Origin of the sequence: Nioella aestuarii (assembly GCF_050896395.1) — a bacterium.
Taxonomy (GTDB): domain Bacteria; phylum Pseudomonadota; class Alphaproteobacteria; order Rhodobacterales; family Rhodobacteraceae; genus Nioella; species Nioella aestuarii.
The window spans coordinates 107,141-130,665 of record NZ_JBPBBA010000001.1; the positions used below are offsets into that span (position 1 = coordinate 107,141).

Here is a 23,525-nt window from a genome sequence, read left to right on the forward strand (position 1 = left end):
TCAATGAGCGTGGTCGTGGGCGGTATGGCCATGGTCGTGGCTATGGGTGCGTCCGTGGCCGTAGGCTCCACCTTCGGGGGTAAAGGGCTCCTCAATCTCCCGAGCGGAGGCCCCAAGGCGGGTCAGCATATCCGCGATGACATGGTCTCGCTGGATCAGCAGGCGTCCGGGCTCGATCTGACAGGGCGTGTGGCGGTTGCCGACGTGCCAGGCAATGCGGGTGAGGTCGGGTGCGGTGATTTCCAGCAAGGGTTCCGGCGCGGCCTCAATGGCGATTTCACCTTCCGCAGTGATCAAAACGCCGCCGTGATCGAGCGAAGTGGTCTTGGGCAGATCGACCAGCAACGACCGGCCATCCGTCATGGTCAGCACCTTGCGACGCAGGAAGCGGCCTTCGTAGTCGAGGCGGACAGTGCCTGCAGCCGTTGCATGTGCGTGGTTGTGATAGGCAGTGGCGGTGAGGGTCATGAATAGGCTTCCTTCAAGGATCGGTCCGGGGTCGGCGGGCGATTAACCATGCGTTCATTCCCATAAGGCAGACTAGCCGAATGACACATCATTCCCACCAAGACCCGCAGGATCTGGCTGACGCACTCGGCGCGGTGCGCGATGAGATCAAGACGCTCAAGGCCCGCGAGGCACAGCTTCGTGCAGCCCTGCTTGAAGCGCGTCTGAACGGGCCGGTCGCCGGCCATAGATTTGCTGTCTCGTTCCGGGAAAGCACCCGCCGCAGCATCGATACGAACGCCCTGCCAGACAGCATTCGCCAAGATGACAGGTTCTGGAAAACCAGCATCACGCGCACTGTGGTCACCAAGTCGCTGGCCCCGGCTGCACCGCCGCCAATCGCAGAAGAATTCGACCTTATTGAACGTTGGTAGCATCAGCTTTGCTCAGAACAGGAAATAGCGCTGCGCCATAGGCAGAACCTCGGCGGGCTGGCAGGTCAGCAATTCGCCATCTGCACGCACTTCGTAGGTTTCGGGGTTCACCTCGACCTCAGGCAGCGCATCGTTCAGGCGCAAGTCCTTCTTTCCGATCCCACGCGTGTTGACCACCGGCAGGGTGGCCTTTGCCAGCCCAAGCGAGTTGCCGATCCCATCCTCCTGCGCAGCCGCAGACACGAAGGTCACGGCAGAGCGCTCGACCGACCGCCCATAGGCCCCGAACATGGGCCGGGTATAGACCGGTTGCGGTGTCGGGATGGAGGCATTCGGGTCACCCATCTGTGCCACCGCAATGGTTCCGCCAAGCAGTACCATCTCTGGCTTCACGCCAAAGAATGCCGGGGACCAAAGCACCAGATCGGCGCGCTTGCCTTCCTCGATGCTGCCCACATGGGTGCTGATCCCATGGGCGATCGCCGGGTTGATCGTGTATTTCGCAATGTATCGGCGCACGCAGAAATTGTCGTTCTGGCCGGTCTCATCCGCCAGCCGTCCGCGTTGCTTGCGCATCTTGTCTGCGGTCTGCCAGGTGCGGATCAGAACCTCGCCCACCCGGCCCATGGCCTGGCTGTCGGACGCAATAATGGAAAACGCCCCCATGTCGTGGAGGATGTCCTCTGCCGCGATGGTTTCGCGCCGGATACGGCTTTCGGCGAAGGCCACATCCTCGGGGATCGATTTGTCCAGATGGTGACAAACCATCAGCATATCGAGATGCTCTTCCAGCGTGTTCACCGTGAAAGGTCGCGTGGGATTGGTGGAGGAGGGCAGCACATGCTCCTCGCCGCAGATCTTGATAATGTCGGGTGCATGGCCACCGCCCGCGCCTTCGGTGTGGAAAGCGTGAATGGTGCGGCCCTTCATGGCCTTTACGGTGTTTTCCACGAAACCCGACTCGTTCAGGGTATCGGTGTGGATCATCACCTGAACATCCATGGCATCCGCGACCGACAGGCAGCAATCAATCGCGCCGGGCGTCGTGCCCCAATCCTCGTGCAGCTTGAGGCAGCAGGCGCCCGCCAGCACCTGTTCCTCCAACGCGGCGGGCAACGACGCATTGCCCTTTCCCGCAAAGGCCAGGTTCATTGGGAACGCATCAGCCGCCTGCAACATCCGCCCGATATGCCACGGACCCGGCGTGCAGGTGGTGGCCAGCGTGCCATGAGCGGGGCCAGTGCCGCCACCGATCATGGTGGTCAGGCCTGAGTGCAGCGCATCCTCGATCTGCTGCGGGCAGATGAAGTGGATATGGCTGTCGATGCCGCCCGCCGTAAGGATACGCCCCTCGCCCGCGATGGCCTCTGTCCCCGGGCCGATGATGATGTTGACGCCCGGCTGGGTATCGGGGTTCCCCGCTTTGCCGATCTTGTGGATGCACCCATCTTTCAGCCCCACATCCGCCTTGTAGATCCCTGTCCAGTCCACGATCAGCGCGTTGGTGATGACCGTGTCAACCGCGCCCTCGGCCCGGGTCGCCTGCCCCTGCCCCATCCCGTCCCGGATCACCTTGCCGCCGCCGAACTTGACCTCTTCGCCATATAGCATCGCATTGGCACCAGATCCGCCTGACACCGCTTGCCCCGCCAATTCTGCGGTCAGGTCGCGCTCGACCTCGATGATCAGATCGGTATCGGCCAGCCGCAGCCGGTCGCCCACGGTTGGGCCAAACATGGCGGCGTAGTCACGGCGGGATATCGTGGCGGGCATCGGGGTCTCCTGTCAGGGGTATCGCGGGTTGGTCGTCATGCGCGGAAGGCTTCGTCCACGGGAACTTGCAGCATGTTGGCCAGCGCATTGGTGCTGCTGGCCATTGCCACGACCGACATCACTTCGTTGTACATATCCGGTGTCATGCCCTTGGCGCGGGCAGAGGCCGCGTGGGAATGACAGCAATATTCGCAGGCATTGGCGGCAGAGACGGCGATATAGATCATCTCTTTCACAAGCGGATCCAGTGCGCCCGGCCCCATCACCGGCTTCAACCCTTCCCACGTCGCCTTCAGCTGCGCGGGGTTATGGGCCAGCGCACGCCAGAAGTTATTGACGTAATCCGTTCCGCGCGTGGCACGGATATCGGCGAACACCTGCGCCGCGTCGGGCGAAAGCTGATCGTCGGTCAGAAGGGGCAAAGTGGTCATCAGAGGTCTCCCATCACCTGTTGATTAAAGCCGAAGACTCGGCCTTTGCCCCCGATGGGGATGAGGGTGACCTCACGCCGCTGTCCCGGTTCGAACCGTACGGCGGTGCCCGCGGCGATGTCGAGCCTCAGCCCGCGCGCAACGTCACGGTCGAATTCGAGCGCGCTGTTGGCTTCGCCAAAATGGTAGTGGCTGCCCACCTGAACGGGACGGTCGCCAGTATTGGCCACCATAAGTGTAACCGTCTTGCGGTCCGCGTTCAGGGTCAGGGTGCCGTCCGCAGGAAAGAGCTCTCCAGGGATCATCTGTGGACCCGACCGATCAGATATCCCCCTGCCAGACAGGCCAGAAACAACAGCGTAGACACGAGCCAACTGTTGGTTTCATGGGGATGCATATGGCCGCCTTCGTGGGCTTGGGCAGCAGTCGCGGTAAGCAGTAAAAGGGCAAGCACGGAAAATCTCATCGAGTACTCCTTTCAACGGATCGGATTGTGGACAGTGACCAGTTTGGTGCCATCGGGAAATGTCGCTTCAACCTGCACTTCATGGATCATCTCGGGGATGCCCTCCATGCATTGGTCGCGGGTGATGACGTGGGCGCCTGCCTCCATCAGGTCGGCAACGCTACGCCCGTCACGGGCCCCTTCAACGACGGCGTCGGTGATCAGCGCGATGGCCTCAGGGTAGTTCAGCACGACGCCACGAGCGAGCCGCTTGCGGGCGACCTCGGCGGCCATGGCGATCAGAAGCTTGTCTTTTTCACGGGGGGTGAGGTTCATGTCACAGCATCCAGGTTCTGGGCAGTTCCGCCCGGTGCAAAAGGGAGATGACGGGGATCAGGCTGGCGCGCAGGGCAAAGCTGTCTTCGGCCAGAATGCGAACAAACAGAAGATCGGGGCGGATGACGCTGGCACCGGCGGCGGCGGGCAGCAGGTCGCGGACATTGTCCAAAAACGCCTCGGCGCCAGGGGCGGCAAGGATCACGGTGGCAAGGGCTGTGGCTCCATCCCCGGTCGCCGCGCCTTTCATCACCTGAGGCACACTGCCGTCCAGACGCGTTGCATCCGTCAGAATACGCTCGTCGTCCCGATGAATTTCAATCCGGTCGGACAACCGGATATCGTTCAGTACTTCGCCCATTGCACGGCGACCAAACACCAATGGCTCGACCAGCAACAAGGTTGCGTCAGGGGCCATATCCACGCGCAGGCGACGGCGAAGGCTGGACCGTTCGAACACTATGGTTTCCTGTGGCAGCCAGTCGATGCGCCCGCCGGAAGCGATGGTCAGGCGCGTATCCACCCGCCCGGTTTCCCCCGGCTGCGCACGGTAGACGCGTTCGGCTGCCTGCGTGGTCAGGGTCAGGCGCGCGGTACTCTCTGCCTCGGCCTCAACGGTAAAGCGGTCGCCCCCGGTGACCCCACCAGAGGTGTTCAGCAACACCGCCTGTGGCCAGCCTGGCGTTTGCCGTGGAAACAACACGCGCAAAGCCCCGGATTGACGCAATCCGCGCAGGCCCGTCGGTCCGACCGCAACGCGCGCTGCACCGATTGCCCTGGGCTGGCTCGCGACCCCAGGAAGGTCTTGCACTGATACCGGCTTGTTGATGGGGGCCTCCGTCGGGTTGTCCGACACCAGAGGTGCCCCCGATATCCCCAGAGTCGGAAGGCAGAGTGCATTGCATCGGCAGGCCCCCCTGCGCAGATGATGAATTACCGGGCGATCCCGTCGGAACTGCACAAAAAAAAGGCGCCATTCACACGGGTCAGGTAAACTTTCTGAACAGGCGAGTCATGTCGAACAATTCATCCAACCGATCGTAGCGATCCTTGGTATCAGGCCAGCTTTTTTCCTGCGTTGCGGCAATCAGCGCCTCGACCAGCATCATGGTGGAAATGTTGGAGTCCCATGCCGACGGGATTTCCACCCAGCAATTGAACACCTGCCCCGCGACCTTGGCCACGGGCGAGGCCCATTGATCGGTGATCAGGATGATATTCACGCCGCGCGGTGCGACCAGATCGGCCAACCGTTCAAGGTTGGTTTCATAACGGCGCACGTCGAACATCAGCAGCGTATCGCCTTCGACCATGTCCAACACGTAATGCGGCCACGTGGCGGAGGAAGACGTCATGTGGGTGACGCGCGGTCGAATTGCCTGGAAGTGGGTAAAGGAATAGTCCGCCAGCGCCCGCGTGATGCGCCCCCCTACGACGTAGAGCCGCCCGGACGTGTCGGACAGCCGCTCCACCGCCTGATCGAACTTGGCTGTATCGATGTTTTCAAATGTCTGGCCGATATTCTGCTGAACCGCCTCTGCAAACCGGTTCAGCATATGAGTGTCGGGGGCCGCCGCCGCCCATGTTGCCCGGCGCTGCGTGGGCCCCGAGGCGCGTGCTTCAAGCTCCTTCAACAGGGCCTGATGAAACTGAGGGTATCCTTTGAACCCGACCTTTTGCACCATCCGCGCAACGGTAGGCGTCGAAACCCCTGCATTCGCCGCCACGGCCGTGATCGAGGCCAGCCCCGCAGAGGGGTAGTTTTCCAGCAAAGCATTGGCGAATTTGCGCTCTGACTGAGTCAGTGCGGAGTAATTTTCGCGTATCATCTCCCGGACGGTCGTTGCGGCCATAAGGTCCCTCCACCAGACAGGTTCTGCCGAAATCCCGGGCAGGTTGGCCTCTGTTCTTAGCAGTTCAGGCAATCCGGTCCAAGCTTTCTGGAAAAATATTGACAGAAACTGCACACAAGGAAAGTATATTTACAGAATGAAAATGGAATCGGCATGTCTGTGGCACTCGATATGACGGCGAACGAGGCGGTTGAGGTGATCAACCGTCGGGGAACGGGCCCCGTCGTGTTGCTGTGCGAACATGCCTCGCATCACATTCCCGCCCGCTATGACGGCCTCGGGCTGGCCCCTAAGGACAGGCTTAGCCATGCTGCCTGGGATCCCGGTGCGCTTGGTGTCGCGCGAGAACTGTCGCGCCTTCTGGATGCGCCACTTGTTGCCAGCCGCACATCGCGGCTTGTCTATGATTGCAACCGCCCGCCCGAGGCCGCCAGCGCCATGCCGGTCCGGTCCGAAGCGATCGATGTGCCGGGCAATCACGATCTTTCGCCCGAACAACGGTCCGAGCGCGAAGCCACGGTCTATCGCCCCTTCTGCGACGCGGTCGCGGCGGTTCTGGACGCTCGCCGGGTCAGCCAGTCTCCCACTGCGCTGGTGACCGTCCACAGCTTTACCCCGGTGTTTCACGGGCACACCCGCTCGGTCGAGATTGGCGTACTACACGACACCGACAGACGCATTGCCGATGTGATGCTGGAAAGGGCCGCCACCCTGACACACCGGCAGGTGAACCGGAACGATCCTTACGGACCTGCCGATGGTGTGACCCATTCCCTGCGGCTGCACGGGGTCGAACGGGATCTGCCGAATGTGATGATCGAGATCCGCAATGACCTGCTGATGACCGAGGCCGACCAAGCCGTGCTTGCCCAGGAGATCCATCAATTGCTTGTGCCCGCGCTGATTGCCCTCGGCCTAGTCAATCAGGAGGCCGGGAATGCCTAGAGCCATCCTTGCCTATATCCGCGCCATCGACCGGATGAACCGCTTCATCGGGCGGATCGCGATGTACCTGATCTTCGTCCTGATCGGCATCCTGCTCTGGAGCTCGATTTCCAAGACCTTCTTCAACCCGGCACAGTGGACGCTGGAAACCGCGCAATTCGTGATGGTGGCCTATTACATCCTCGGAGGGCCCTATTCGATCCAGCTGGGATCGAACGTGCGGATGGATCTGTTCTATGGCAATTGGAGCCCGCGCACCAAAGCCTGGGTCGATGCGTTTACGGTCCTCTTCCTGCTCTACTACCTCGTCGTGCTGTTCATCGGTGCAGTTAGCTCCACCGCCTATGCACTTGGCTATTTCGGGATGGAGCCCTTCACCTTCTTCCGCGATCTTTTCGTTGCCTTCCTGACCGGGGGCGTCAGCGGCGCGAGCGAAGAAATCGGCTATCTCGAACGCAGCCCTACGGCGTGGCGTCCCATCCTGTGGCCCATCAAGGTCACGCTTTGCATCGGTGTTTTCCTCATGATCCTTCAAGCCTCGGCTGAGTTCTTCCGCGATATCGGCCGTATCCGAGGGGAGGATCTGTAATGTCCTACGAACTGATCGCCATCATGATGTTCAGCTCGATGATGCTGATGCTGTTCACCGGGCAGCGCGTGTTCGGGGCCATCGGCTTTGTCGCGGCTTTGTCGGGCGTGCTGCTTTGGGGTGTTGGCGGCATCGAGATCCCCTTCGCCAATGCGATGAAGCTGATGCGCTGGTATCCGCTGCTGACGCTGCCGATGTTCATCTTCATGGGCTACATCCTGTCGGAATCGAAAATCGCCGACGACCTCTACAAGATGTTCCATGTCTGGATGGGGCCGGTGCGGGGCGGTCTGGCCATCGGCACGATCGGGCTGATGGTGCTGATCTCGGCCATGAACGGGCTGTCCGTTGCGGGTATGGCGATCGGGGCCACCATCGCGCTGCCGGAGCTGCTGCGCCGGGGCTATGACAAGATCATGGTGACAGGCGTCATTCAGGCCGGGTCGTCACTTGGCATCCTCGTGCCACCCTCGGTCGTGCTGGTGCTTTATGCGATGATCGCGCGCCAACCGGTGGGGCAGCTGTGGCTGGCTGGTGTGCTGCCGGGGCTGATGATGGCCGCGATGTTCATCATCTACATCTACATCCGCTGCCGCATTCAGCCGAACCTCGGCCCCGTCCTGCCAGAGGAGGAACGCAACGTTCCCATGGCCGAGAAACTGCGCCTGCTGCGCGCCGGGCTGCTGCCGCTGGTGATCTTCGCCACGATGATGGTGCCCTTCGTCAATGGCTGGACATCGCTTGTGGAAAGCTCTGCCATCGGGGCGCTGACGGCCTTTGTCGCCGCCGTGCTGAAAGGCCGGATGACGAAGGAGGTGTTCGAAACCTCGGTGCGCAACACGCTTGGCATTTCCTGCATGTTTATGTGGATCATCCTGGCCGCACTTGGCTTTGGCGCGATTTTCGACGGGCTTGGCGCGGTAAACGCGATTGAGAGTCTGTTCACTGAACAATGGGGCCTTTCGCCTTGGATGATCCTGATCCTGATGCAGCTGAGCTTCATCGTGATGGGCACCTTCCTGGATGATACCGCGATGCTAGTGATCGTGGCGCCGCTCTATGTGCCTCTGGTCGATGAACTGGGCTTCAACCTGATCTGGTACGGGGTGCTCTACACGATCACGACCCAGATCGCCTATATGACGCCGCCCTTCGGCTACAACCTGTTCCTGATGCGTGCCATGGCCCCGCCTGAGATCGGTCTGCGCGACATCTACCAATCCATCATCCCCTTCGCGCTTGTGATGGTGCTGGCCCTGACACTGGTCATGGTCTTCCCTCAGATCGCGCTGTGGCTGCCCGAATACGTCTACAACCGATAGCAAACAGACCCCGCGAACCGGGGCACCCCTTCAACAAGGAGACCTGACCATGACCACAAGACGCAAGTTCCTAGCTACCGCGGGCGTTGGTGCCGCGGCTGCGGGCCTGGCTGCCCCGGCGGTTGCCCAGAACACCATCCGCTGGCGGATGCAGACCTATGCGGGTGCTGCATTGGCCGAGCATGTGATCACCCCGGCGATCAACATGTTCAACCAGATCGCGGGCGACCGGATGCAGATCGAGCTGTTCTATGCCGATCAGCTTGTGCCCACGGGCGAGCTGTTCCGCGCCATGCAGCGCGGCACAATCGACGCGGTGCAGTCAGACGACGACTCCATGGCCTCGCCCACGGAAGTCACCGTCTTCGGTGGCTATTTCCCCTTCGCCTCGCGCTACTCGCTCGACGTGCCGGTGCTGTTCAACCAGTACGGGCTGAACGAAATCTGGGACGAAGCCTATTCGGCGGTCGGGGTGAAGCACATTTCGGCAGGTGCCTGGGACCCCTGCCATTTCGCCACCGTTGATCCGATCCGCAGCCTTGCAGATCTTCAGGGCAAGCGGGTCTTCACCTTCCCAACCGCGGGCCGCTTCCTCAGCCAGTTTGGCGTGGTGCCCGTGACCCTACCCTGGGAAGACATCGAAGTGGCCGTGCAGACGGGCGAGCTGGATGGCATCGCGTGGTCGGGCATCACCGAGGACTACACCGTCGGGTGGGCCAACGTGACCAACTACTTCCTGACCAACAACATCTCGGGCGCTTGGGCCGGGTCCTTCTTTGCCAATATGGACCGCTGGAACGAACTGCCCGAGGATCTGCAGACCCTGTTCCGCGTCTGCTGTGACCAGTCGCACTATTACCGCCAGTGGTGGTACTGGGGCGGTGAGGCCGCATTGCGTGTCCACGGCACCGAGATGGAATTGACCTCCATTCCAGACGAGGAATGGGCAACCGTCGAGGCCGCCGCGCAGGAGTTCTGGGAAGAAATCGCAGCCGAGTCGGAAACGAAACGGCGTGTGGTGGAAATCTTCAGGCAGTATAACGCGGATATGCAGGCCGCTGGCCGGCCCTACCGCTACACCTGATCAATCTTTGCCTCGGCCCGGCGAAAGGGCCGGGGCATCCCTATTGCCTTACAGGAATACACCATGTCCGCCATCCTGAGCTTCGAGACCCTGAAAGACCAAGTCGCCCGAGGCGCGGTCGATACCGTGCTGGTCTGCGCGGTCGACATGCAGGGCCGCCTGATGGGCAAACGTTTCCATGCCGTGAACTTCGTCGAAAGCGCATGGAAGGAAACCCATTGCTGCAACTACCTGCTGGCCACTGATCTGGAGATGGCAACGCCCGATGGCTACGCCTCGACCAGCTGGCGTGCGGGATATGGCGACTATGTGATGAAGCCGGACCTGACCACCCTACGTCCCGTGCCATGGCTGGAAGGCACGGTGATGGTGCTGTGTGACCTGCTGGATCACCACACCCATGAAGACGTGCCCCATTCGCCCCGCGCGATCCTGAAACGCCAGGTAAAGCGTCTTGAGGCCATGGGCTACGACGCCATGATGGCGACCGAGATCGAGTTCTTCCTGTTTGAGAAGAGCTTCGACGAGATCCGCAAATCTGGCTTCCGCGACATGCAGCCGATCAGCGGCTATAACGAGGATTACCACATCTTCCAGACCACCAAGGAAGAACACGTGATGCGGCCGATCCGCAATCACCTCTATGCGGCTGGCATCCCGGTGGAGAATTCGAAAGGTGAGGCTGAGACCGGCCAGGAAGAGTTGAACATCCGCTATTCCGCAGCGCTCAACACCGCCGACAATCACACCATCGCCAAGAACGCGGTGAAGGAGATCGCCTGGCAGCACGGCCATGCGGTGACATTCCTACCCAAGTGGCATCACGACAAGGTCGGCAGCTCCAGCCATGTGCACCAGTCGCTGTGGAAGGACGGTGCTCCGGTCTTCTACGACGAGAATGACCCGCTCGGCATGTCAGATCTGATGAAGCACTACATGGCCGGGCTGATCAAATACGCCAGCGACTACACCTGTTTTCTGGCCCCCTATATCAACAGCTACAAGCGCTTCCAAAAGGGCACCTTCGCCCCCACCCGCACTGTCTGGTCGGTGGACAATCGCACCGCGGGCTTCCGCCTGTGTGGCGAGGGTAGCAAGGCCGTGCGCGTGGAATGCCGCATTGGCGGGTCCGACATGAACCCCTATCTGGCCATGGCCGCGATGCTGGCCGCCGGGATCAAGGGCATCGAGGACGGGCTGGAACTGGAAGCCCCCTTCAAGGGCGACGCCTACGAAGGTGATGTGGGCCACATCCCCGGCACCCTGCGCGATGCAGCCGAGACCCTGCGCAACTCATCCATGCTGCGCGAGGCCATGGGCGATTGGGTGGTTGACCACTACACCCGCGCCGCCGAGGTGGAGATCGAGGATTTCGACCGTGTCGTGACCGATTACGAGGTTGCCCGCGGCTTTGAACGGGCCTGAACCAATGACCGCCCGCGCCGTCCTGCAACAGGTTTTCGACAGCTATCTGGAGACATACGCAGCGCATGATGCACCGGGCTGTGCCTCGGCCTATACACATGACGGGCAGATCTTCTCACCCTACGGGCCGCCAGTAACAGGAACCGCCGCCATTGTCGCAACGCATGAGGCGTGGTTTTCCGAGGGGGAAACCGACAAGGAAATGACCATTCTGGAGGCGCGTCTTGACGGCGACATTGCGTTTTGTTCGCTGATCTATTCCGCGAATGTCCCAGTCGCAGACGGCAAATCCGAGCGCGTCTTTGGCTCGAGCGTCAACACCTTTCTTCGGCAACCTGATGGCTGCTGGAAGATCCGTCACACCAGCCTCAATGAGCTTGAGGAAGATCAAACAGGAATCTCCGAATGAGTGTTCTGAAGTGTATTTCACCAATCGACGGATCGGTGTTTGCCGAACGCAAAACCCTCGAAGCCGGGGCTGCCCGTGCACTGGTGGACCGCGCCCGCGCGGCGCAAGCGGATTGGGCCGCGCGGCCTCTGTCGGAGCGGGTTGAACTGGTCATGGCTGGCGTCGCCGCCGTGGGCGCCATGAATGACGAGATCGTGCCGGAACTGGCCCATATGATGGGCCGCCCGGTGCGCTATGGCGGCGAATTTGGCGGCTTCAACGAACGCGCCAGCCACATGGCCGCAATTGCTGAGGAGGCGTTGTCCGACATCGCCGTGGGCGAGAACGCCACCTTCAAACGCTATATCAAGCGGGTGCCCCATGGCGTCGTCTTCGTCGTCGCGCCGTGGAACTACCCATATATGACCGCAATCAACACCGTCGCGCCTGCGCTGATCGCGGGCAACACGGTGGTGCTGAAACATGCCACGCAAACGCTGTTGGTGGGTGAACGCATGGCCCGCGCCTTCCATTCGGCGGGTGTGCCCGAAGACGTGTTCATGAACGTCTTCCTTGACCATGACACGACATCCGCGCTGATCGCTGACGGGGCGTTCGATTTCGTCAACTTCACCGGCTCGGTCGGCGGGGGGCGCGCGATGGAACGTGCAGCGGCGGGGACGTTCACCGGCCTTGGGCTGGAGCTTGGCGGCAAGGACCCGGGCTATGTTATGGAGGATGCCGATCTGGATGCGGCGGTCGCCACGCTCATTGACGGGGCGATGTTCAATTCCGGTCAGTGCTGCTGCGGGATCGAGCGGATTTACGTCCACGAAAGCCTGTTCGATGCCTTCGTTGAGAAGTCGGTGGACCTGGTCAAAACCTACAAGCTCGGAAACCCGTTGGACGCGGACACAACGCTCGGCCCGATGGTGAGCACCCGCTTTGCCGATGAGGTCCGCGCGCAGGTGGCAGAGGCCGTAGCGGCGGGCGCAACTGCCCACATCCCCACATTCGCGGAAGATGATGGCGGTGCCTACCTGACGCCGCAGATCCTGACCAATGTCACCCATGATATGCGCGTCATGCGCGATGAGAGCTTCGGGCCTGTGGTGGGGATCATGCCCGTGAAGAACGATGACGAAGCCATCGCGCTGATGAATGACAGCGAGTTTGGCCTGACCGCCAGCCTCTGGACCGCCGATGTTGACCGCGCCATGGCCGTGGGTGATCGGGTTGAGACCGGCACCATCTTCCTCAACCGCGCCGACTATCTCGACCCCGGCCTGTGCTGGACCGGCTGCAAGAACACCGGTCGCGGCGGTGGCCTGTCGGTCATCGGCTATCACAACCTGACCCGTCCCAAATCCTACCATCTCAAGAAGGTGACCAAATGAGTCTCACCGGCAACTGGTCCTACCCGACCGCAATCAAGTTCGGCGCTGGCCGCATTGCAGAACTGGCCGATGCCTGCGCCCAAACCGGCATGAAACGCCCGCTTCTGGTCACCGACCGGGGTCTGCGTGATCTGCCGATCACCGCCGCGACGCTGGATATCATGGAGGCTGCGGGCCTCGGCCGCGCGATCTTTGCCGATGTGGATCCAAACCCGAACGAGATGAACCTCGCCGCCGGGCTGGATGTCTACAAGGCCGGTGGTCATGACGGGGTCATCGCCTTTGGCGGCGGCTCCGGCCTAGACCTTGGCAAGATGGTCGCCTTCATGTCCGGCCAGACCCGGCCCGTCTGGGACTATGAGGATATCGATGACTGGTGGACACGGGCAGACCCCGCAGGCATCGCACCGATCATTGCTGTGCCCACCACCGCTGGCACCGGATCCGAGGTGGGGCGCGCCAGCGTTATCACCAATTCCCTGACTCATGTGAAGAAGATCATCTTCCACTCCAAGGTGCTCCCCTCGGTCGTCATTGCCGACCCTGAGCTGACCGTGGGTATGCCCAAGGCGATCACGGCGGGCACCGGGCTCGACGCCTTTGCCCATTGCGTCGAGGCCTATAGCAGCCCGCATTACCACCCAATGAGCCAGGGCATCGCGTTGGAAGGGATGCGACTGGTTAAGGATTATCTGCCCCGCGCCTATGCGAATGGCAGCGACCTCGAAGCCCGCGCCCAAATGATGAGCGCCGCGGCCATGGGCGCGACTGCCTTCCAGAAGGGCCTTGGTGCGATCCATGCACTCAGCCATCCCATTGGCGCGGTCTATGGCACCCATCACGGCACAACGAACGCGGTCTGTATGCCGGCTGTCCTGCGCCTGAATGCCCCGGCCATCGAGGAACGATTTGACCAAGCCGCCGCCTATCTGGGCATCGAGGGGGGCTTTGCCGGGTTCCAGGGCTTCGTACAGGACCTGAACGACAACCTAGGCATCCCCCGCACCCTGTCCGAGATGGGCGTCGGCCGTGATCGCATCGACGAATTGACCGCCATGGCGCTGGAAGACCCGTCCTGCGGCGGCAATCCGGTGACCCTGACCTCGGAGAATGTGAAGGCACTGTTCGAAGACATCATCTGAGGGGCAATTTTCCCGTTTGATCATTCCCCCGGGGCAGGTCTACCCTTGGCCCCGGGGTTATCATGACCAGAGGACAGCGACAGATGAGCACCGCAGACCCGCATACCGGCATCGACTGGGAAGACGCCTTTGCCAATGCCGATCACATTCCCGGCGGTGACAGCTTTCCTGCGATATGGGAACAGCGCGCCCATGCCTTTCGCGACAGCTGGCCCCATGTGGAAACTGACATCCCCTATGGGGGCAGCGCCCGCGAACGGCTTGATCTGTTTCGCCCCGAAGGGTTGATCAAGGGGTTGGTGGTGTTCGTCCATGGCGGCTATTGGATGCGAATGCATAAAGGGCTGTGGTCCGATCTGGCGGCCGGGCCCCTGGCCCATGGATGGGCGGTGGCGATGCCCAGTTACACCCTTGCCCCCGAGGCGAGGATCGCAGAAATCACCCAACAAATCGGGGCGGCTATCACCATGGCAGCCGGAATGATTGACGGACCGATCCGGTTGAGCGGGCATTCTGCGGGAGGCCATCTGGTGACCCGTATGATCTGCGCGGAGGGTCCATTGCCATCCCCTGTCAGTGACAGGATTGCACGCGTCGTATCGATCAGCGGTGTGCATGATCTGCGCCCCGTAAGGCTCCATTCCATGAACGAGACGCTTGGTATTGATGACGGCGAGGCCATGTCTGAAAGCTCTGTCCTGCTAGAGCCGCTGTCCGGAAAGTCCGTTATTTGCTGGACAGGGGCATTGGAACGACCTGAATTCCTGAGGCAGTCCCAGTGCCTGACAGAAGCGTGGCAAGGCAAGGCGAACATGTCTCCGGCCGTGTACGAGCCAAACCGCCATCATTTCGATGTGGTTGACGGGTTGAAAGACCCGGCCCACCCATTGACGCAAGCGTTGCTCGACTAAACGCTGCTCGAACGTCTTCGATAAGATTTTTGTGTCAGACGGGAAGACTTTTCAGCAAAAGTCTTCCCCCGCGCCAAACGATTTTACACTCAGATCCTTGCAGGCTAGTGGCCTCCGATGTCTTCGGGGGCAATAGCAACCGTTTTGATCACCGCATGGCAGGCCGTCCCCGGAGACACCCCAAGGGCAAGAACCGACCGGCGTGTGATCCGGGCCAGCACAACACCCGCCGGTGTATCGAGCGACAAGATCGCACCAGGCCCGTCCCCAGACCGAATATCACGCACCGTACCCGGCAGGATGTTGAGCGCCGACAATCCGTCAGGCCGGTCGCGCGAAAGAATGACGTCATGCGCTGCAATTCGAATGCGGATGGACTGACCGGGATGTTGGGCAATCCGCGGAAGGAAGAGCGGGCAACCACCTGCATCAAGCTCGGTCAATCCGTCCGCATGATGCGCCATGACTGTCGCGGTCAGCAGCGCCCCGGCTGAGCGCGCACCAAGCGGCGTGACAGCCGGATCGGCCAGGACTTCGGCTGCCGTGCCCTGCCGGATCACCCGCCCATTTTCCAATGCGATGACGGTTGTGGCCAGACGCGCGACCTCGGCTGCGGAATGGCTGACATAGAGAATGGGAATCTCCACCTCGTCGCGCAGCCGCTCCAGATAAGGCAAAATCTCAGCTTTGCGGGCCTCGTCCAGCGCGGCCAATGGCTCGTCCGCGACGATCAGACGAGGCGCTGACAAGAGCGCTCTACCGATGGCCACACGCTGCTTTTCCCCGCCGGACAACGCGCCGGGACGGCGGGTCAGAAGGTGCCCTATCCCCAGCATCTCGACCACATGCGACATCTCTTCAACCCGTGCGCCCTTGGGGGCGAACCAGCGACCATAGGCCAGGTTTTGACGGACGGTCAGATGCGGGAAAAGCCTTCCCTCCTGAAAGACATAGCCGATCCTGCGCCGGTTGGGCGGCAACCAAAACCCCTGGTCACTATCCATCAACACCTGATCTCCGGCCACGATCCGACCCCGGTCAGGGCGTAAGAGACCCGCCACCGCATTGGCGATTGTCGTCTTGCCAGAGCCAGAGCGCCCAAACAGCACGGTCACTCCCGGCGGGGCATCAAAGGCCGCATCCAGCGCAAACCCCGGCAAGGCGTGATGGACAGACACCGACAACGTCATGAGCCCGAGACCCGCTTTGCGATCCGCCGCGCCACATATTCTGACAGAAGCAGCGCAGCCATCGCCACACCGACCGAGATCAGTACCAACCTCAGGGCTGCGGATTCACCTCCCGGAACTTGCAGGAAAGCATAGATCGCTGAGGGTACGGTACGGGTCTGGCCGGGAATGTTGGACACGAAGGTTATGGTCGCACCAAACTCTCCCATTGCTTTGGCAAAGGCGAGGATCGCCCCCGCAATGATCCCGGGCAGGATCATCGGGAATGTGACGGTGGCAAATACCCATAGGCGAGAGGCCCCAAGCGTGGCCGCGGCTTGTTCAAGCTTGGGGTCGACAGCCTCGATCGACAGGCGGATGGCGCGGACCATCAGCGGAAAGGCCATGATCGCAGCCGCAAGCGCTGCCCCGGTCCAGCGAAAGGCGACCACGATGCCGATCTCTTGCAGGGCGGCACCGATGGGTCCGCGCGTACCGAATGTCAGCAGCAACAGATACCCTGTAACAACAGGCGGCAGGATCAACGGCAGATGCACCAGCCCGTTTACCAGGGCGTGCCCCGGAAAACGCCAGCGCGCCAGGGCATAGGCGATAAAGATGCCAAATGGCAGGCTTGCCAGCGTCGCCCAGAACGACACGCGCAGCGACAAGGCCACCGCTTGCCATTCCTCGGGTCCGAGCCAATCCACGCGCCTAGTCCCCCAACACCGTGAAACCTTCGGCCTCGAACACCTCTCGGGCGTCCGGGCTTTGCAGGAAGGTCAGGAAATCCCCCGCTTGCGCCCAGGCTGGCCCATAGAGTTGGGCGACCGGGTAGGTGATCGGCGGATGACTGTCTGGCGGGAATGCCGCGATAACGGACACGTCTGGTTCGGCCCGCGCATCTGTCGCGTAGACGATGCCAAGCGGTGCTTCCCCAAGCGCCACCAGGGCCAGCGCCGCCCGCACATTGTCGGTTTCTGCCACTTGCGCTGAAACCTGATCCCACAGCCCAAGCGTTTCCAGTGCCGCGCGCCCGTAGATCCCGGCGGGCACGGCCTCGGTCAGTGCCATTGCAAGGCGGTTGGACCCGAGCAACGCCGCAAGATCGAGATCCGGCCCAAGATCAACAGGGTCCGCCTCGCCATGGGCGATCAGAACCAGGCTGTTTGCCAGCAGATCGCGACGGCTGTCGGGATCAATCAGGTCACTGATCTGAAGAAGGTTCATCCAATCCGGGCTGGCCGAGATGAAGATATCAGCGGGCGCACCCAGTTGAATTTGCCGCGCCAGGGCGGAAGACCCGGCAAAGGACAGCACGATCTCATCTTCGCTGATCGCCTCATACCGCTGTGCAATCTGCGTCATGGCCGTGGTCAGGCTGGCGGCAGCGAAAACCGTGATCGTCTCGGCGCGGGCGGGGGTCTGAGCGAAAAGCATGGCCATCAGAAGAACCGGCCAGTGCCTGATCAAGGGGCGCATCAGGCGGATCTTTGGCCGCGGGGCGCTAGGTATCGGTGACCATATTGGCATCGTCGGCACTTACCCCGCCTCATCAGGATCAGTCGGTGCATCTCTTAGCATCGCTTGGATCGCGTTGATCCGGGCCGCCCCGGCTTCGGCGGCGATGTCTTCCAGTTTGCGAAAGTGCTCCAACACCTGCGCGCCCGTGTTGGTCAGCTGCGCGCCGCCACCGTTGGCCCCACCCCGCACGCGCTGCACCAATGGTTCCTGAAAAGCGCTATTCATCTGATCCACAAGGCTCCAAGCGCGTTTATAGCTCATCGACATAGCGCGCCCGGCGGCGGCGATGGATCCGGTTTCGCGGATCTTCTCCAGCAGATCGACCTTTCCAGGGCCCAACATCGCGTCCTCTGCGAACAACAGCCTCAGGCGAAGCCGGGGGGATGTTCCCGTTGCGGTGTTCGAGTTTTCCATTTCACAGGAATAAACGTGAACCGAGGCGGTCTGCAAGGATTCAATATATCCAGTGGAACATATCGAATTGCGACTAATCGCGCCTTCGGCTTAGGAAATTGCAAAACGTCTCGTTCTTGACTAAGAATATTTCAATCCTTGACCACTTTTCAAACGCCGCGGGCGGTTCAGATCCGTAAGGTAATTCGTCGATGTCAGATATGCAGCCAAAGGCTCACCCCGATCGAGTGGTGCAGGCATTGCAAGCGGGGGAGGCCGCGCTGTCGCCCCTGGTGGCATCGTGGTCCCGTTCGGCGCGGCTGCATGGGCTGGATCCATCTGCAAAATACCTCCCCACACGCATGACAGAGGCCGAATTCAGACAGGCGCACGAGCGGAGTGAGCCCCTGTTGCGCATTGCTGAACCGACGTTGGACCGTCTTTTCAAACTTGTGCAGGGCTTTGGCGGGTGCGTGATGCTGGCCGATGCGGATGGCGTCCCGGTGGACCGGCGCGGTAGAGCTGGCGATGACCAGGACTTCGAGGATTGCGGGCTGTGGACCGGCACCATCTGGACCGAAGCGCAAGCGGGCACAAACGGCATTGGCACCTGCATTGCGGACGGTCGCGGCGTAACGATTCATAAGGATCAACACTTTCTGGCCTCCAATATCGGGCTCAGCTGCACCAGTGCGCCAATTCACGATTCCCAAGGGCAATTGACCGCTGTGCTGGATGTGTCCTCAGCCAGCGAGAGCCTGACCCGCGACGTGGCGAGACTGGTGTCACAATCCACCGCTGAGGCTGCGCGCAGGATCGAGGCCGACTATTTCCGCGCCAGTTTCCCTGGCGCACGCTTTCTTTTGGCCCCTGGCGTTGAGAGGGGACAAGGCGCGTTGCTGGCTGTTGATGCCGATGAACTTGTGGTCGGTGCAACACGCGCCGCGCGCAAGCATCTGGGTCTGTCCGGCGACTTGTCCGCCAACCCGGTACCGGCCGCTGACCTTTTGGGTTTCGACGCCCACGAATCGGCAGAAGAGGCAGAGCGTGCGGTTTTGTTGCGGGCCCTGTCGCGTGCCGGTGGCAATGTGTCCGCCGCGGCACGGGCTCTTGGCATCAGCCGTGCCACCTTCCACCGCAAGCTTGGCCCGCGTGCCTGAATTTTCCTGTCGCAACCTGTCTCAGATCTGAGACAGATCCGCCCTGCTGCCTGCGTTGCCCCCGGTGACGCGGTCAAATGGGCTGGTCATCTTCCTGTCATCGCCGCGAGGAGGCGGCATATCTCAGGAGGAAACACCATGAACCAGATGGAAACGATCCATACCAAGAACGCCCCGTTTCGGGCCCGCTATGACAACTTCATCGGCGGCGCATTCGTCCCCCCCGTCGGCGGCGAGTATTTCGATAACATCACGCCCATCACCGGCGGTAAGGTCTGCGAAGTGGCGCGGTCGGGCGCGGCAGATGTTGACTTGGCGCTGGACGCCGCCCATGCGGCAAAGGTGGCCTGGGGCAAGACCTCGGCCGCGGAACGGTCCAACATCCTACTGAAGATCGCTGACCGGTTGGAGGAAAACCTGGACCTTCTGGCGCAGGCCGAGACATGGGACAACGGCAAGCCGATCCGCGAAACGACCGCTGCCGATATTCCGCTCTCGGTCGATCACTTCCGCTATTTCGCCGGTGTCCTGCGCAGTCAGGAAGGCACAATGTCCGAGATCGACGCCGACACGGTCGCCTATCACTTCCATGAACCGCTTGGCGTTGTTGGACAGATCATCCCGTGGAACTTCTCGATCCTCATGGCCGCGTGGAAGCTGGCCCCGGCCCTGGCGGCTGGCAATTGCGTCGTCATGAAACCCGCCGAACAGACCCCTGCCGCCATCATGGTGCTTGCAGAGCTGATTGCCGATTTGTTGCCCGCAGGCGTTCTGAATATCGTCAACGGTTACGGGGCTGAAGCCGGTGACGCACTGGCCCGATCCACCCGGATCGCCAAGATCGCCTTTACCGGGTCCACCGCAACTGGCCGCAAGATAATGGAGGCCGCGACGGTCAACCTGATCCCGGTGACGCTGGAACTGGGCGGCAAGTCGCCCAACATCTTCTTCTCGGACGTGATGGCGCAGGATGACGCGTTTCTCGACAAGGCGGTCGAGGGATTTGTTCTGTTCGCCTTCAATCAGGGCGAGGTCTGCACCTGTCCAAGCCGCGCCTTGATCCAGGAAGATATCTACGAAGAGTTCATTGCCCGCTGCATCGACCGTGTGAAGGCCATCAAGCAGGGCGATCCGCGCGATATGTCCACCATGGTCGGAGCACAGGCCAGCGCGCAGCAGCAGGAAAAGATCCTGTCCTATCTGACCATCGGTGTTGAGGAAGGAGCCGAAGTGCTGGTCGGCGGCGATGCAGCCCGGTTCAATGGCGATCTTTCCGAAGGCTTCTATATCCAGCCCACGATCCTGAAAGGCCACAACAAGATGCGGGTTTTCCAGGAGGAGATCTTTGGCCCCGTGGTATCTGTGACCACCTTCAAGGACGAGGAAGAGGCGCTGGCGATTGCCAATGACACGATGTACGGCCTTGGCGCCGGTGTCTGGTCGCGCGATGCCAATCGCTGCTATCGCTTCGGGCGCGCGATCGAGGCGGGTCGGGTCTGGGTCAACAATTACCACGCCTACCCGGCACATGCGGCCTTTGGCGGCTACAAGCAATCGGGCATCGGGCGCGAAACCCACAAGATGATGCTGGATCACTACCAGCAGACCAAGAACATCCTGATGAGCTACAATCCCAACAAGCTCGGGTTCTTCTAGAAGAAACAAGAAAGGCGGAGGGCCCTGCGGGGCCTTCCGGCACAAAGATCGAGCATTTCATTTGGCTAGCTGGTCAACCCCGACCAGATCAGCCGCGCCGAGATCAGGATCAGCAGGATATTAAGCGCCCGTTTGAAGCCATGGTCGCTCATCCGGTTGAGCAGAAGGCGCCCCGTGTAGGTGCCCACCAGCCCCGCCGCGATCAGGGTGATGATGACAAGTGCCCACTCCCCAAACGCGAACCCAAGCAACCCGAAGACCAGCACTTTCAACCCGTGCTGGAGTGTCATCAGAGTCGCATGGGTCGCCACATGGGCATGTCGCGGCAGGGCCAGCGACTTGGTGAAATTGGCCACGAACAGCCCCGTCGCCCCGAAGAACATTGTCAGAAAGCTGGACACCGCCCCGGTAAGCCAAGGCCACCCGGACAGCCATTTTGGAGGCCGGGCAAAGACACTGTAGATCACGAAACAGCCAACCCCGATCTGGACAAGTGCGGGTGGCAGCTCGATCGCGATTATACCGCCAAGCGCGCAGCCGATCAGGGACCCGATGGCAAAACCGGGCAGCGCAGATCCGTTGATGTGGCGAAACAGCATCCCGGCCCGCCCGGCGTTTGACCCAAGCTGTACAACCCCGTGAACCGGTATCAATGCAGCAGGCGGGACAAGGCTGGCCATCACCGCCAAAAGCAGCCCGCCTCCACCGATCCCAAGCGAAACCGTGATGAATGAGCTTAGGAAGCTGACCGCCGATAGCGCCCAGAAGGCCACTGCTGACAGCCCTTCGGGAAGGGCAAACATGCTATCCATCATGTCCTCGCAGAGTAGATTGCATGCAATTGTATACAGGCGACTCTAAATTTGCGCCAGACATCATCGCCCGGCGGCATAAGCCTGCATCAATCTGGGCGTAGCGGCGGCAGAGAGAACCCCATCAGGCCGGACCTTGGCAGCGGTCAGGCGCCCGATGGACCATTGGGCCGAGATATCCAGCCGGTGCCCCCTGCGTTCCAGTTCGCGCAAGGTATCAGCCGGGAAATTCGGCTCGATCACAAGACGCCCCGGCGCAGTGCCGCGCGGATAGAAGCTTTCCAGCAGATGACCGGTGTGAAAGAGCGGCCCGTCAATCGCCTGCTGCATGTTCATCCGATGATGGATCAGCCGCAGAAGGAACATCAGCTGCCACTGGTCCTGTTGATCGCCACCCGGTGTGCCGAAGGCCAGCTTCGTTCCGTCCGGTGCCTCGGCCATGGAAGGCGACAACGTGGTGCGCGGGCGACGGCCGGGGGCAAGCGAAGCGGGCAGGCCATCTTCCAGCCAGAACATCTGCGCGCGAGTGTTCAGCGGGACACCAAGCCCCGGCACGACGGGCGAGGACTTCAGCCAGCCGCCAGACGGAGTGGCCGAGACCATGTTGCCCCACTGATCAACCACGTCGACATGACAGGTATCGCCGCGCTTTCCGGTCAGATGTGCCATGGTGGGCTCGCCGATGCCAAGGCCGGTATTGTCCGGCACCCTTTCCACCACGCGGGCACGGAAAGCATCGGCCCACTGCTCGTATCCGGTGATGGCGCCTGGCCGAAAGTCGAGGCTGGCGGTGTCGGCTATCTCTGCTCTCCGCGCCATGCCGTAGTCGGGCGAAAGCATCGTTTCCAAGGGCAGTGCTTTGCCATTCGGCTCCCCCAGATAGGCGTCACGATCCGCGAAGGCGAGCTTCAGCGCCTCTGTCACAAGATGCACGAAATCCGGCCCCAACGGGTCCATCCCCGCCAGGTCATCACCACGCAGCATCTGCAGGCACTGCAGCAGCACCGGCCCTTGGGTCCAGCCGCCGCATTTCCAGGTAGTCCAGCCTGCATGGTCTACCGAGATTGGGGCTTCATAACTGGCCCGCCACTCCGCCATGTCTTGCCCGGTCAACACGCCTTTGTGGCGCTCGCCTGAGGCATCCAGCACTTCCGCATCCCGCAGGAAATCGTCGATAGCCTCGGCCACGAAGCCCTCGTAGAAGGCATTCCGCGCCGCCTCGATCTGCGCCACCCGATCAACGCCCGCGCCCTTGGCCTCATCCACCAGCCTATCCCAGAAATCGGCCAACATCGGGTTGGCAAAAAGCGTTCCGGCTTCGGGCGCTGATCCCCCGGGCAACCAGACCGGGGCAGAGCTCGGCCACTCGGAGCGAAACACCTCGGCCATGCCAGCAATCTCATTCGCCACGCGGGGCAGGATCGGATGGCCATGGCGGGCATAATGGATCGCGGGGGCCAGCACTTCGGCCAGCGGCAGGCGGCCATGGTCGCGCAACAGCAGCATCCAGGCATCAAAAGCCCCGGGAACGACGGTCGCGAGCAGGCCCGAGCCGGGGATGCGGGTGAATCCCTCGGACCGGTAATGCTCAATCGTCGCCCCGGCAGGCGCCGTGCCCTGCCCGCAGATCACCACCGGTTCCTCGGCCCCGGCAGCGCGGTAGAGCAGCGGCATATCACCAAGCGGACCGTTCAGATGCGGCTCCACCACGTTGAGGACAAAGCCTGCAGCCACCGCCGCATCCGCCGCACTGCCGCCCGCCTCCAGCATCTTCATGCCCGCCGCCGTGGCCAACCAATGGGTGCTGGTGACCATGCCGAAGGTGCCGGAGATTTCAGGCCGCGTGGTGAATGTCATTGCCTGTGCCCTTTGCTTGGAAGCTGCCCCCC

25 protein-coding genes are annotated in these 23,525 nt (G+C 61.6%); 12 read left to right on the forward strand and 13 right to left on the reverse strand.

The genetic code is table 11. The features are described from left to right. The gene (locus ACROHD_RS00560; protein WP_432675313.1) at window positions 1-468 is read right to left on the reverse strand and encodes an urease accessory protein UreE; all 468 of its coding nucleotides are present in this window, start codon (window positions 466-468) and stop codon (window positions 1-3) included. A gap of 80 nt (window positions 469-548) precedes the next feature. Here ACROHD_RS00560 and ACROHD_RS00565 point away from each other — a divergent pair, with 80 nt between their 5' ends. Continuing rightward, window positions 549-881: a hypothetical protein gene (locus ACROHD_RS00565; protein ID WP_432675314.1), complete on the forward strand. Its 333-nt coding sequence runs from the start codon at window positions 549-551 to the stop codon at window positions 879-881. Between the two features lie 12 nt (window positions 882-893). Here the strand turns inward: ACROHD_RS00565 and ureC are convergent, their stop codons facing one another. The 6 genes from ureC to ACROHD_RS00595 form a co-directional block, all read right to left on the reverse strand. After that, window positions 894-2,654 (reverse strand): urease subunit alpha, encoded by a 1,761-nt coding sequence (gene ureC / locus ACROHD_RS00570; RefSeq protein WP_432675315.1) that lies wholly within the window; start codon window positions 2,652-2,654, stop codon window positions 894-896. A gap of 35 nt (window positions 2,655-2,689) precedes the next feature. After that, window positions 2,690-3,085, reverse strand: coding sequence for a carboxymuconolactone decarboxylase family protein (locus ACROHD_RS00575; protein ID WP_432675316.1), 396 nt, complete (start codon window positions 3,083-3,085; stop codon window positions 2,690-2,692). Beyond that, complete coding sequence (locus ACROHD_RS00580) at window positions 3,085-3,390, reverse strand: urease subunit beta (RefSeq protein ID WP_432675317.1); 306 nt, start codon at window positions 3,388-3,390, stop codon at window positions 3,085-3,087. The genes ACROHD_RS00575 and ACROHD_RS00580 overlap by 1 nt, the downstream gene beginning before the upstream one ends. A gap of 173 nt (window positions 3,391-3,563) precedes the next feature. Beyond that, entirely contained in the window at window positions 3,564-3,866 is a 303-nt protein-coding gene (locus tag ACROHD_RS00585; protein WP_432675318.1) for an urease subunit gamma, read from the reverse strand. 1 nt (window position 3,867) lies between these two features. Then, window positions 3,868-4,677 carry an urease accessory protein UreD gene (locus tag ACROHD_RS00590; protein ID WP_490166572.1) on the reverse strand — a complete coding sequence of 270 codons (810 nt, stop codon included), beginning with the start codon at window positions 4,675-4,677 and terminating at the stop codon, window positions 3,868-3,870. A gap of 175 nt (window positions 4,678-4,852) precedes the next feature. After that, a complete protein-coding gene (locus tag ACROHD_RS00595) occupies window positions 4,853-5,719 on the reverse strand; it encodes a MurR/RpiR family transcriptional regulator (protein WP_432675320.1) in 867 nt (288 codons plus the stop codon). Between the two features lie 153 nt (window positions 5,720-5,872). Here ACROHD_RS00595 and ACROHD_RS00600 point away from each other — a divergent pair, with 153 nt between their 5' ends. The 9 genes from ACROHD_RS00600 (at window position 5,873) to ACROHD_RS00640 (ending at window position 14,922) form a co-directional block, all read left to right on the forward strand. Next, window positions 5,873-6,664: an N-formylglutamate amidohydrolase gene (locus ACROHD_RS00600; RefSeq protein WP_432675321.1), complete on the forward strand. Its 792-nt coding sequence runs from the start codon at window positions 5,873-5,875 to the stop codon at window positions 6,662-6,664. Then, a complete protein-coding gene (locus ACROHD_RS00605) occupies window positions 6,657-7,253 on the forward strand; it encodes a TRAP transporter small permease subunit (protein ID WP_432675322.1) in 597 nt (198 codons plus the stop codon). The genes ACROHD_RS00600 and ACROHD_RS00605 overlap by 8 nt, the downstream gene beginning before the upstream one ends. Next, window positions 7,253-8,575, forward strand: coding sequence for a TRAP transporter large permease (locus ACROHD_RS00610; protein WP_432675323.1), 1,323 nt, complete (start codon window positions 7,253-7,255; stop codon window positions 8,573-8,575). The genes ACROHD_RS00605 and ACROHD_RS00610 overlap by 1 nt, the downstream gene beginning before the upstream one ends. A gap of 49 nt (window positions 8,576-8,624) precedes the next feature. Beyond that, window positions 8,625-9,659: a TRAP transporter substrate-binding protein gene (locus ACROHD_RS00615; protein ID WP_432675324.1), complete on the forward strand. Its 1,035-nt coding sequence runs from the start codon at window positions 8,625-8,627 to the stop codon at window positions 9,657-9,659. Between the two features lie 63 nt (window positions 9,660-9,722). Continuing rightward, the gene (locus ACROHD_RS00620) at window positions 9,723-11,084 is read left to right on the forward strand and encodes a glutamine synthetase family protein (protein WP_432675325.1); all 1,362 of its coding nucleotides are present in this window, start codon (window positions 9,723-9,725) and stop codon (window positions 11,082-11,084) included. 4 nt (window positions 11,085-11,088) lie between these two features. Beyond that, window positions 11,089-11,493 carry a YybH family protein gene (locus ACROHD_RS00625; RefSeq protein WP_432675326.1) on the forward strand — a complete coding sequence of 135 codons (405 nt, stop codon included), beginning with the start codon at window positions 11,089-11,091 and terminating at the stop codon, window positions 11,491-11,493. Continuing rightward, on the forward strand, window positions 11,490-12,869 hold the full coding sequence (locus tag ACROHD_RS00630; RefSeq protein WP_432675327.1) for an aldehyde dehydrogenase family protein: 1,380 nt from the start codon (window positions 11,490-11,492) through the stop codon (window positions 12,867-12,869). Before ACROHD_RS00625 ends, ACROHD_RS00630 begins: the two co-directional genes overlap by 4 nt. Further along, complete coding sequence (locus ACROHD_RS00635; RefSeq protein ID WP_432675328.1) at window positions 12,866-14,011, forward strand: iron-containing alcohol dehydrogenase; 1,146 nt, start codon at window positions 12,866-12,868, stop codon at window positions 14,009-14,011. The genes ACROHD_RS00630 and ACROHD_RS00635 overlap by 4 nt, the downstream gene beginning before the upstream one ends. An 83-nt stretch (window positions 14,012-14,094) precedes the next feature. Next, window positions 14,095-14,922, forward strand: coding sequence for an alpha/beta hydrolase (locus tag ACROHD_RS00640; RefSeq protein WP_432675329.1), 828 nt, complete (start codon window positions 14,095-14,097; stop codon window positions 14,920-14,922). 104 nt (window positions 14,923-15,026) lie between these two features. Here ACROHD_RS00640 and modC read toward each other — a convergent pair whose 3' ends face one another. The 4 genes from modC to ACROHD_RS00660 all read right to left on the reverse strand — a co-directional run bounded on the left by modC (window position 15,027) and on the right by ACROHD_RS00660 (window position 18,029). Beyond that, window positions 15,027-16,112: a molybdenum ABC transporter ATP-binding protein gene (modC, locus tag ACROHD_RS00645; protein WP_432675330.1), complete on the reverse strand. Its 1,086-nt coding sequence runs from the start codon at window positions 16,110-16,112 to the stop codon at window positions 15,027-15,029. Further along, window positions 16,109-16,801: a molybdate ABC transporter permease subunit gene (gene modB / locus ACROHD_RS00650; RefSeq protein ID WP_432675331.1), complete on the reverse strand. Its 693-nt coding sequence runs from the start codon at window positions 16,799-16,801 to the stop codon at window positions 16,109-16,111. Before modB ends, modC begins: the two co-directional genes overlap by 4 nt. Before the next feature lie 4 nt (window positions 16,802-16,805). Next, complete coding sequence (gene modA / locus ACROHD_RS00655) at window positions 16,806-17,537, reverse strand: molybdate ABC transporter substrate-binding protein (RefSeq protein WP_432675332.1); 732 nt, start codon at window positions 17,535-17,537, stop codon at window positions 16,806-16,808. 96 nt (window positions 17,538-17,633) lie between these two features. Continuing rightward, window positions 17,634-18,029 (reverse strand): winged helix-turn-helix domain-containing protein, encoded by a 396-nt coding sequence (locus ACROHD_RS00660; RefSeq protein ID WP_432675333.1) that lies wholly within the window; start codon window positions 18,027-18,029, stop codon window positions 17,634-17,636. A gap of 191 nt (window positions 18,030-18,220) precedes the next feature. Between ACROHD_RS00660 and ACROHD_RS00665 the strand changes: the two genes are divergently transcribed. Further along, window positions 18,221-19,168: a GAF domain-containing protein gene (locus ACROHD_RS00665; RefSeq protein WP_432675334.1), complete on the forward strand. Its 948-nt coding sequence runs from the start codon at window positions 18,221-18,223 to the stop codon at window positions 19,166-19,168. Window positions 19,169-19,306: 138 nt separating this feature from the next. Continuing rightward, window positions 19,307-20,824 carry an aldehyde dehydrogenase gene (adh, locus tag ACROHD_RS00670; protein WP_432675335.1) on the forward strand — a complete coding sequence of 506 codons (1,518 nt, stop codon included), beginning with the start codon at window positions 19,307-19,309 and terminating at the stop codon, window positions 20,822-20,824. A 65-nt stretch (window positions 20,825-20,889) separates the two neighbouring features. Here adh and ACROHD_RS00675 read toward each other — a convergent pair whose 3' ends face one another. Together ACROHD_RS00675 and ACROHD_RS00680 are read right to left on the reverse strand one after the other, a co-directional pair. After that, window positions 20,890-21,627 carry a TSUP family transporter gene (locus tag ACROHD_RS00675; protein WP_432675336.1) on the reverse strand — a complete coding sequence of 246 codons (738 nt, stop codon included), beginning with the start codon at window positions 21,625-21,627 and terminating at the stop codon, window positions 20,890-20,892. 72 nt (window positions 21,628-21,699) lie between these two features. Then, complete coding sequence (locus ACROHD_RS00680) at window positions 21,700-23,493, reverse strand: gamma-glutamyltransferase family protein (RefSeq protein ID WP_432675337.1); 1,794 nt, start codon at window positions 23,491-23,493, stop codon at window positions 21,700-21,702. Window positions 23,494-23,525 lie beyond the last annotated feature (32 nt).

Bases quoted from the DNA above. Each gene is read 5' to 3' on its own strand.
- ACROHD_RS00560 (WP_432675313.1), bottom strand. From the start codon at position 468: ATGACCCTCACCGCCACTGCCTATCACAACCACGCACATGCAACGGCT.
- ACROHD_RS00565 (WP_432675314.1), top strand. From the start codon at position 549: ATGACACATCATTCCCACCAAGACCCGCAGGATCTGGCTGACGCACTC.
- ureC (WP_432675315.1), bottom strand. From the start codon at position 2,654: ATGCCCGCCACGATATCCCGCCGTGACTACGCCGCCATGTTTGGCCCA.
- ACROHD_RS00575 (WP_432675316.1), bottom strand. From the start codon at position 3,085: ATGACCACTTTGCCCCTTCTGACCGACGATCAGCTTTCGCCCGACGCG.
- ACROHD_RS00580 (WP_432675317.1), bottom strand. From the start codon at position 3,390: ATGATCCCTGGAGAGCTCTTTCCTGCGGACGGCACCCTGACCCTGAAC.
- ACROHD_RS00585 (WP_432675318.1), bottom strand. From the start codon at position 3,866: ATGAACCTCACCCCCCGTGAAAAAGACAAGCTTCTGATCGCCATGGCC.
- ACROHD_RS00595 (WP_432675320.1), bottom strand. From the start codon at position 5,719: ATGGCCGCAACGACCGTCCGGGAGATGATACGCGAAAATTACTCCGCA.
- ACROHD_RS00600 (WP_432675321.1), top strand. From the start codon at position 5,873: ATGTCTGTGGCACTCGATATGACGGCGAACGAGGCGGTTGAGGTGATC.
- ACROHD_RS00605 (WP_432675322.1), top strand. From the start codon at position 6,657: ATGCCTAGAGCCATCCTTGCCTATATCCGCGCCATCGACCGGATGAAC.
- ACROHD_RS00610 (WP_432675323.1), top strand. From the start codon at position 7,253: ATGTCCTACGAACTGATCGCCATCATGATGTTCAGCTCGATGATGCTG.
- ACROHD_RS00615 (WP_432675324.1), top strand. From the start codon at position 8,625: ATGACCACAAGACGCAAGTTCCTAGCTACCGCGGGCGTTGGTGCCGCG.
- ACROHD_RS00620 (WP_432675325.1), top strand. From the start codon at position 9,723: ATGTCCGCCATCCTGAGCTTCGAGACCCTGAAAGACCAAGTCGCCCGA.
- ACROHD_RS00625 (WP_432675326.1), top strand. From the start codon at position 11,089: ATGACCGCCCGCGCCGTCCTGCAACAGGTTTTCGACAGCTATCTGGAG.
- ACROHD_RS00630 (WP_432675327.1), top strand. From the start codon at position 11,490: ATGAGTGTTCTGAAGTGTATTTCACCAATCGACGGATCGGTGTTTGCC.
- ACROHD_RS00635 (WP_432675328.1), top strand. From the start codon at position 12,866: ATGAGTCTCACCGGCAACTGGTCCTACCCGACCGCAATCAAGTTCGGC.
- ACROHD_RS00640 (WP_432675329.1), top strand. From the start codon at position 14,095: ATGAGCACCGCAGACCCGCATACCGGCATCGACTGGGAAGACGCCTTT.
- modC (WP_432675330.1), bottom strand. From the start codon at position 16,112: ATGACGTTGTCGGTGTCTGTCCATCACGCCTTGCCGGGGTTTGCGCTG.
- modA (WP_432675332.1), bottom strand. From the start codon at position 17,537: ATGGCCATGCTTTTCGCTCAGACCCCCGCCCGCGCCGAGACGATCACG.
- ACROHD_RS00660 (WP_432675333.1), bottom strand. From the start codon at position 18,029: ATGGAAAACTCGAACACCGCAACGGGAACATCCCCCCGGCTTCGCCTG.
- ACROHD_RS00665 (WP_432675334.1), top strand. From the start codon at position 18,221: ATGTCAGATATGCAGCCAAAGGCTCACCCCGATCGAGTGGTGCAGGCA.
- adh (WP_432675335.1), top strand. From the start codon at position 19,307: ATGAACCAGATGGAAACGATCCATACCAAGAACGCCCCGTTTCGGGCC.
- ACROHD_RS00675 (WP_432675336.1), bottom strand. From the start codon at position 21,627: ATGTTTGCCCTTCCCGAAGGGCTGTCAGCAGTGGCCTTCTGGGCGCTA.
- ACROHD_RS00680 (WP_432675337.1), bottom strand. From the start codon at position 23,493: ATGACATTCACCACGCGGCCTGAAATCTCCGGCACCTTCGGCATGGTC.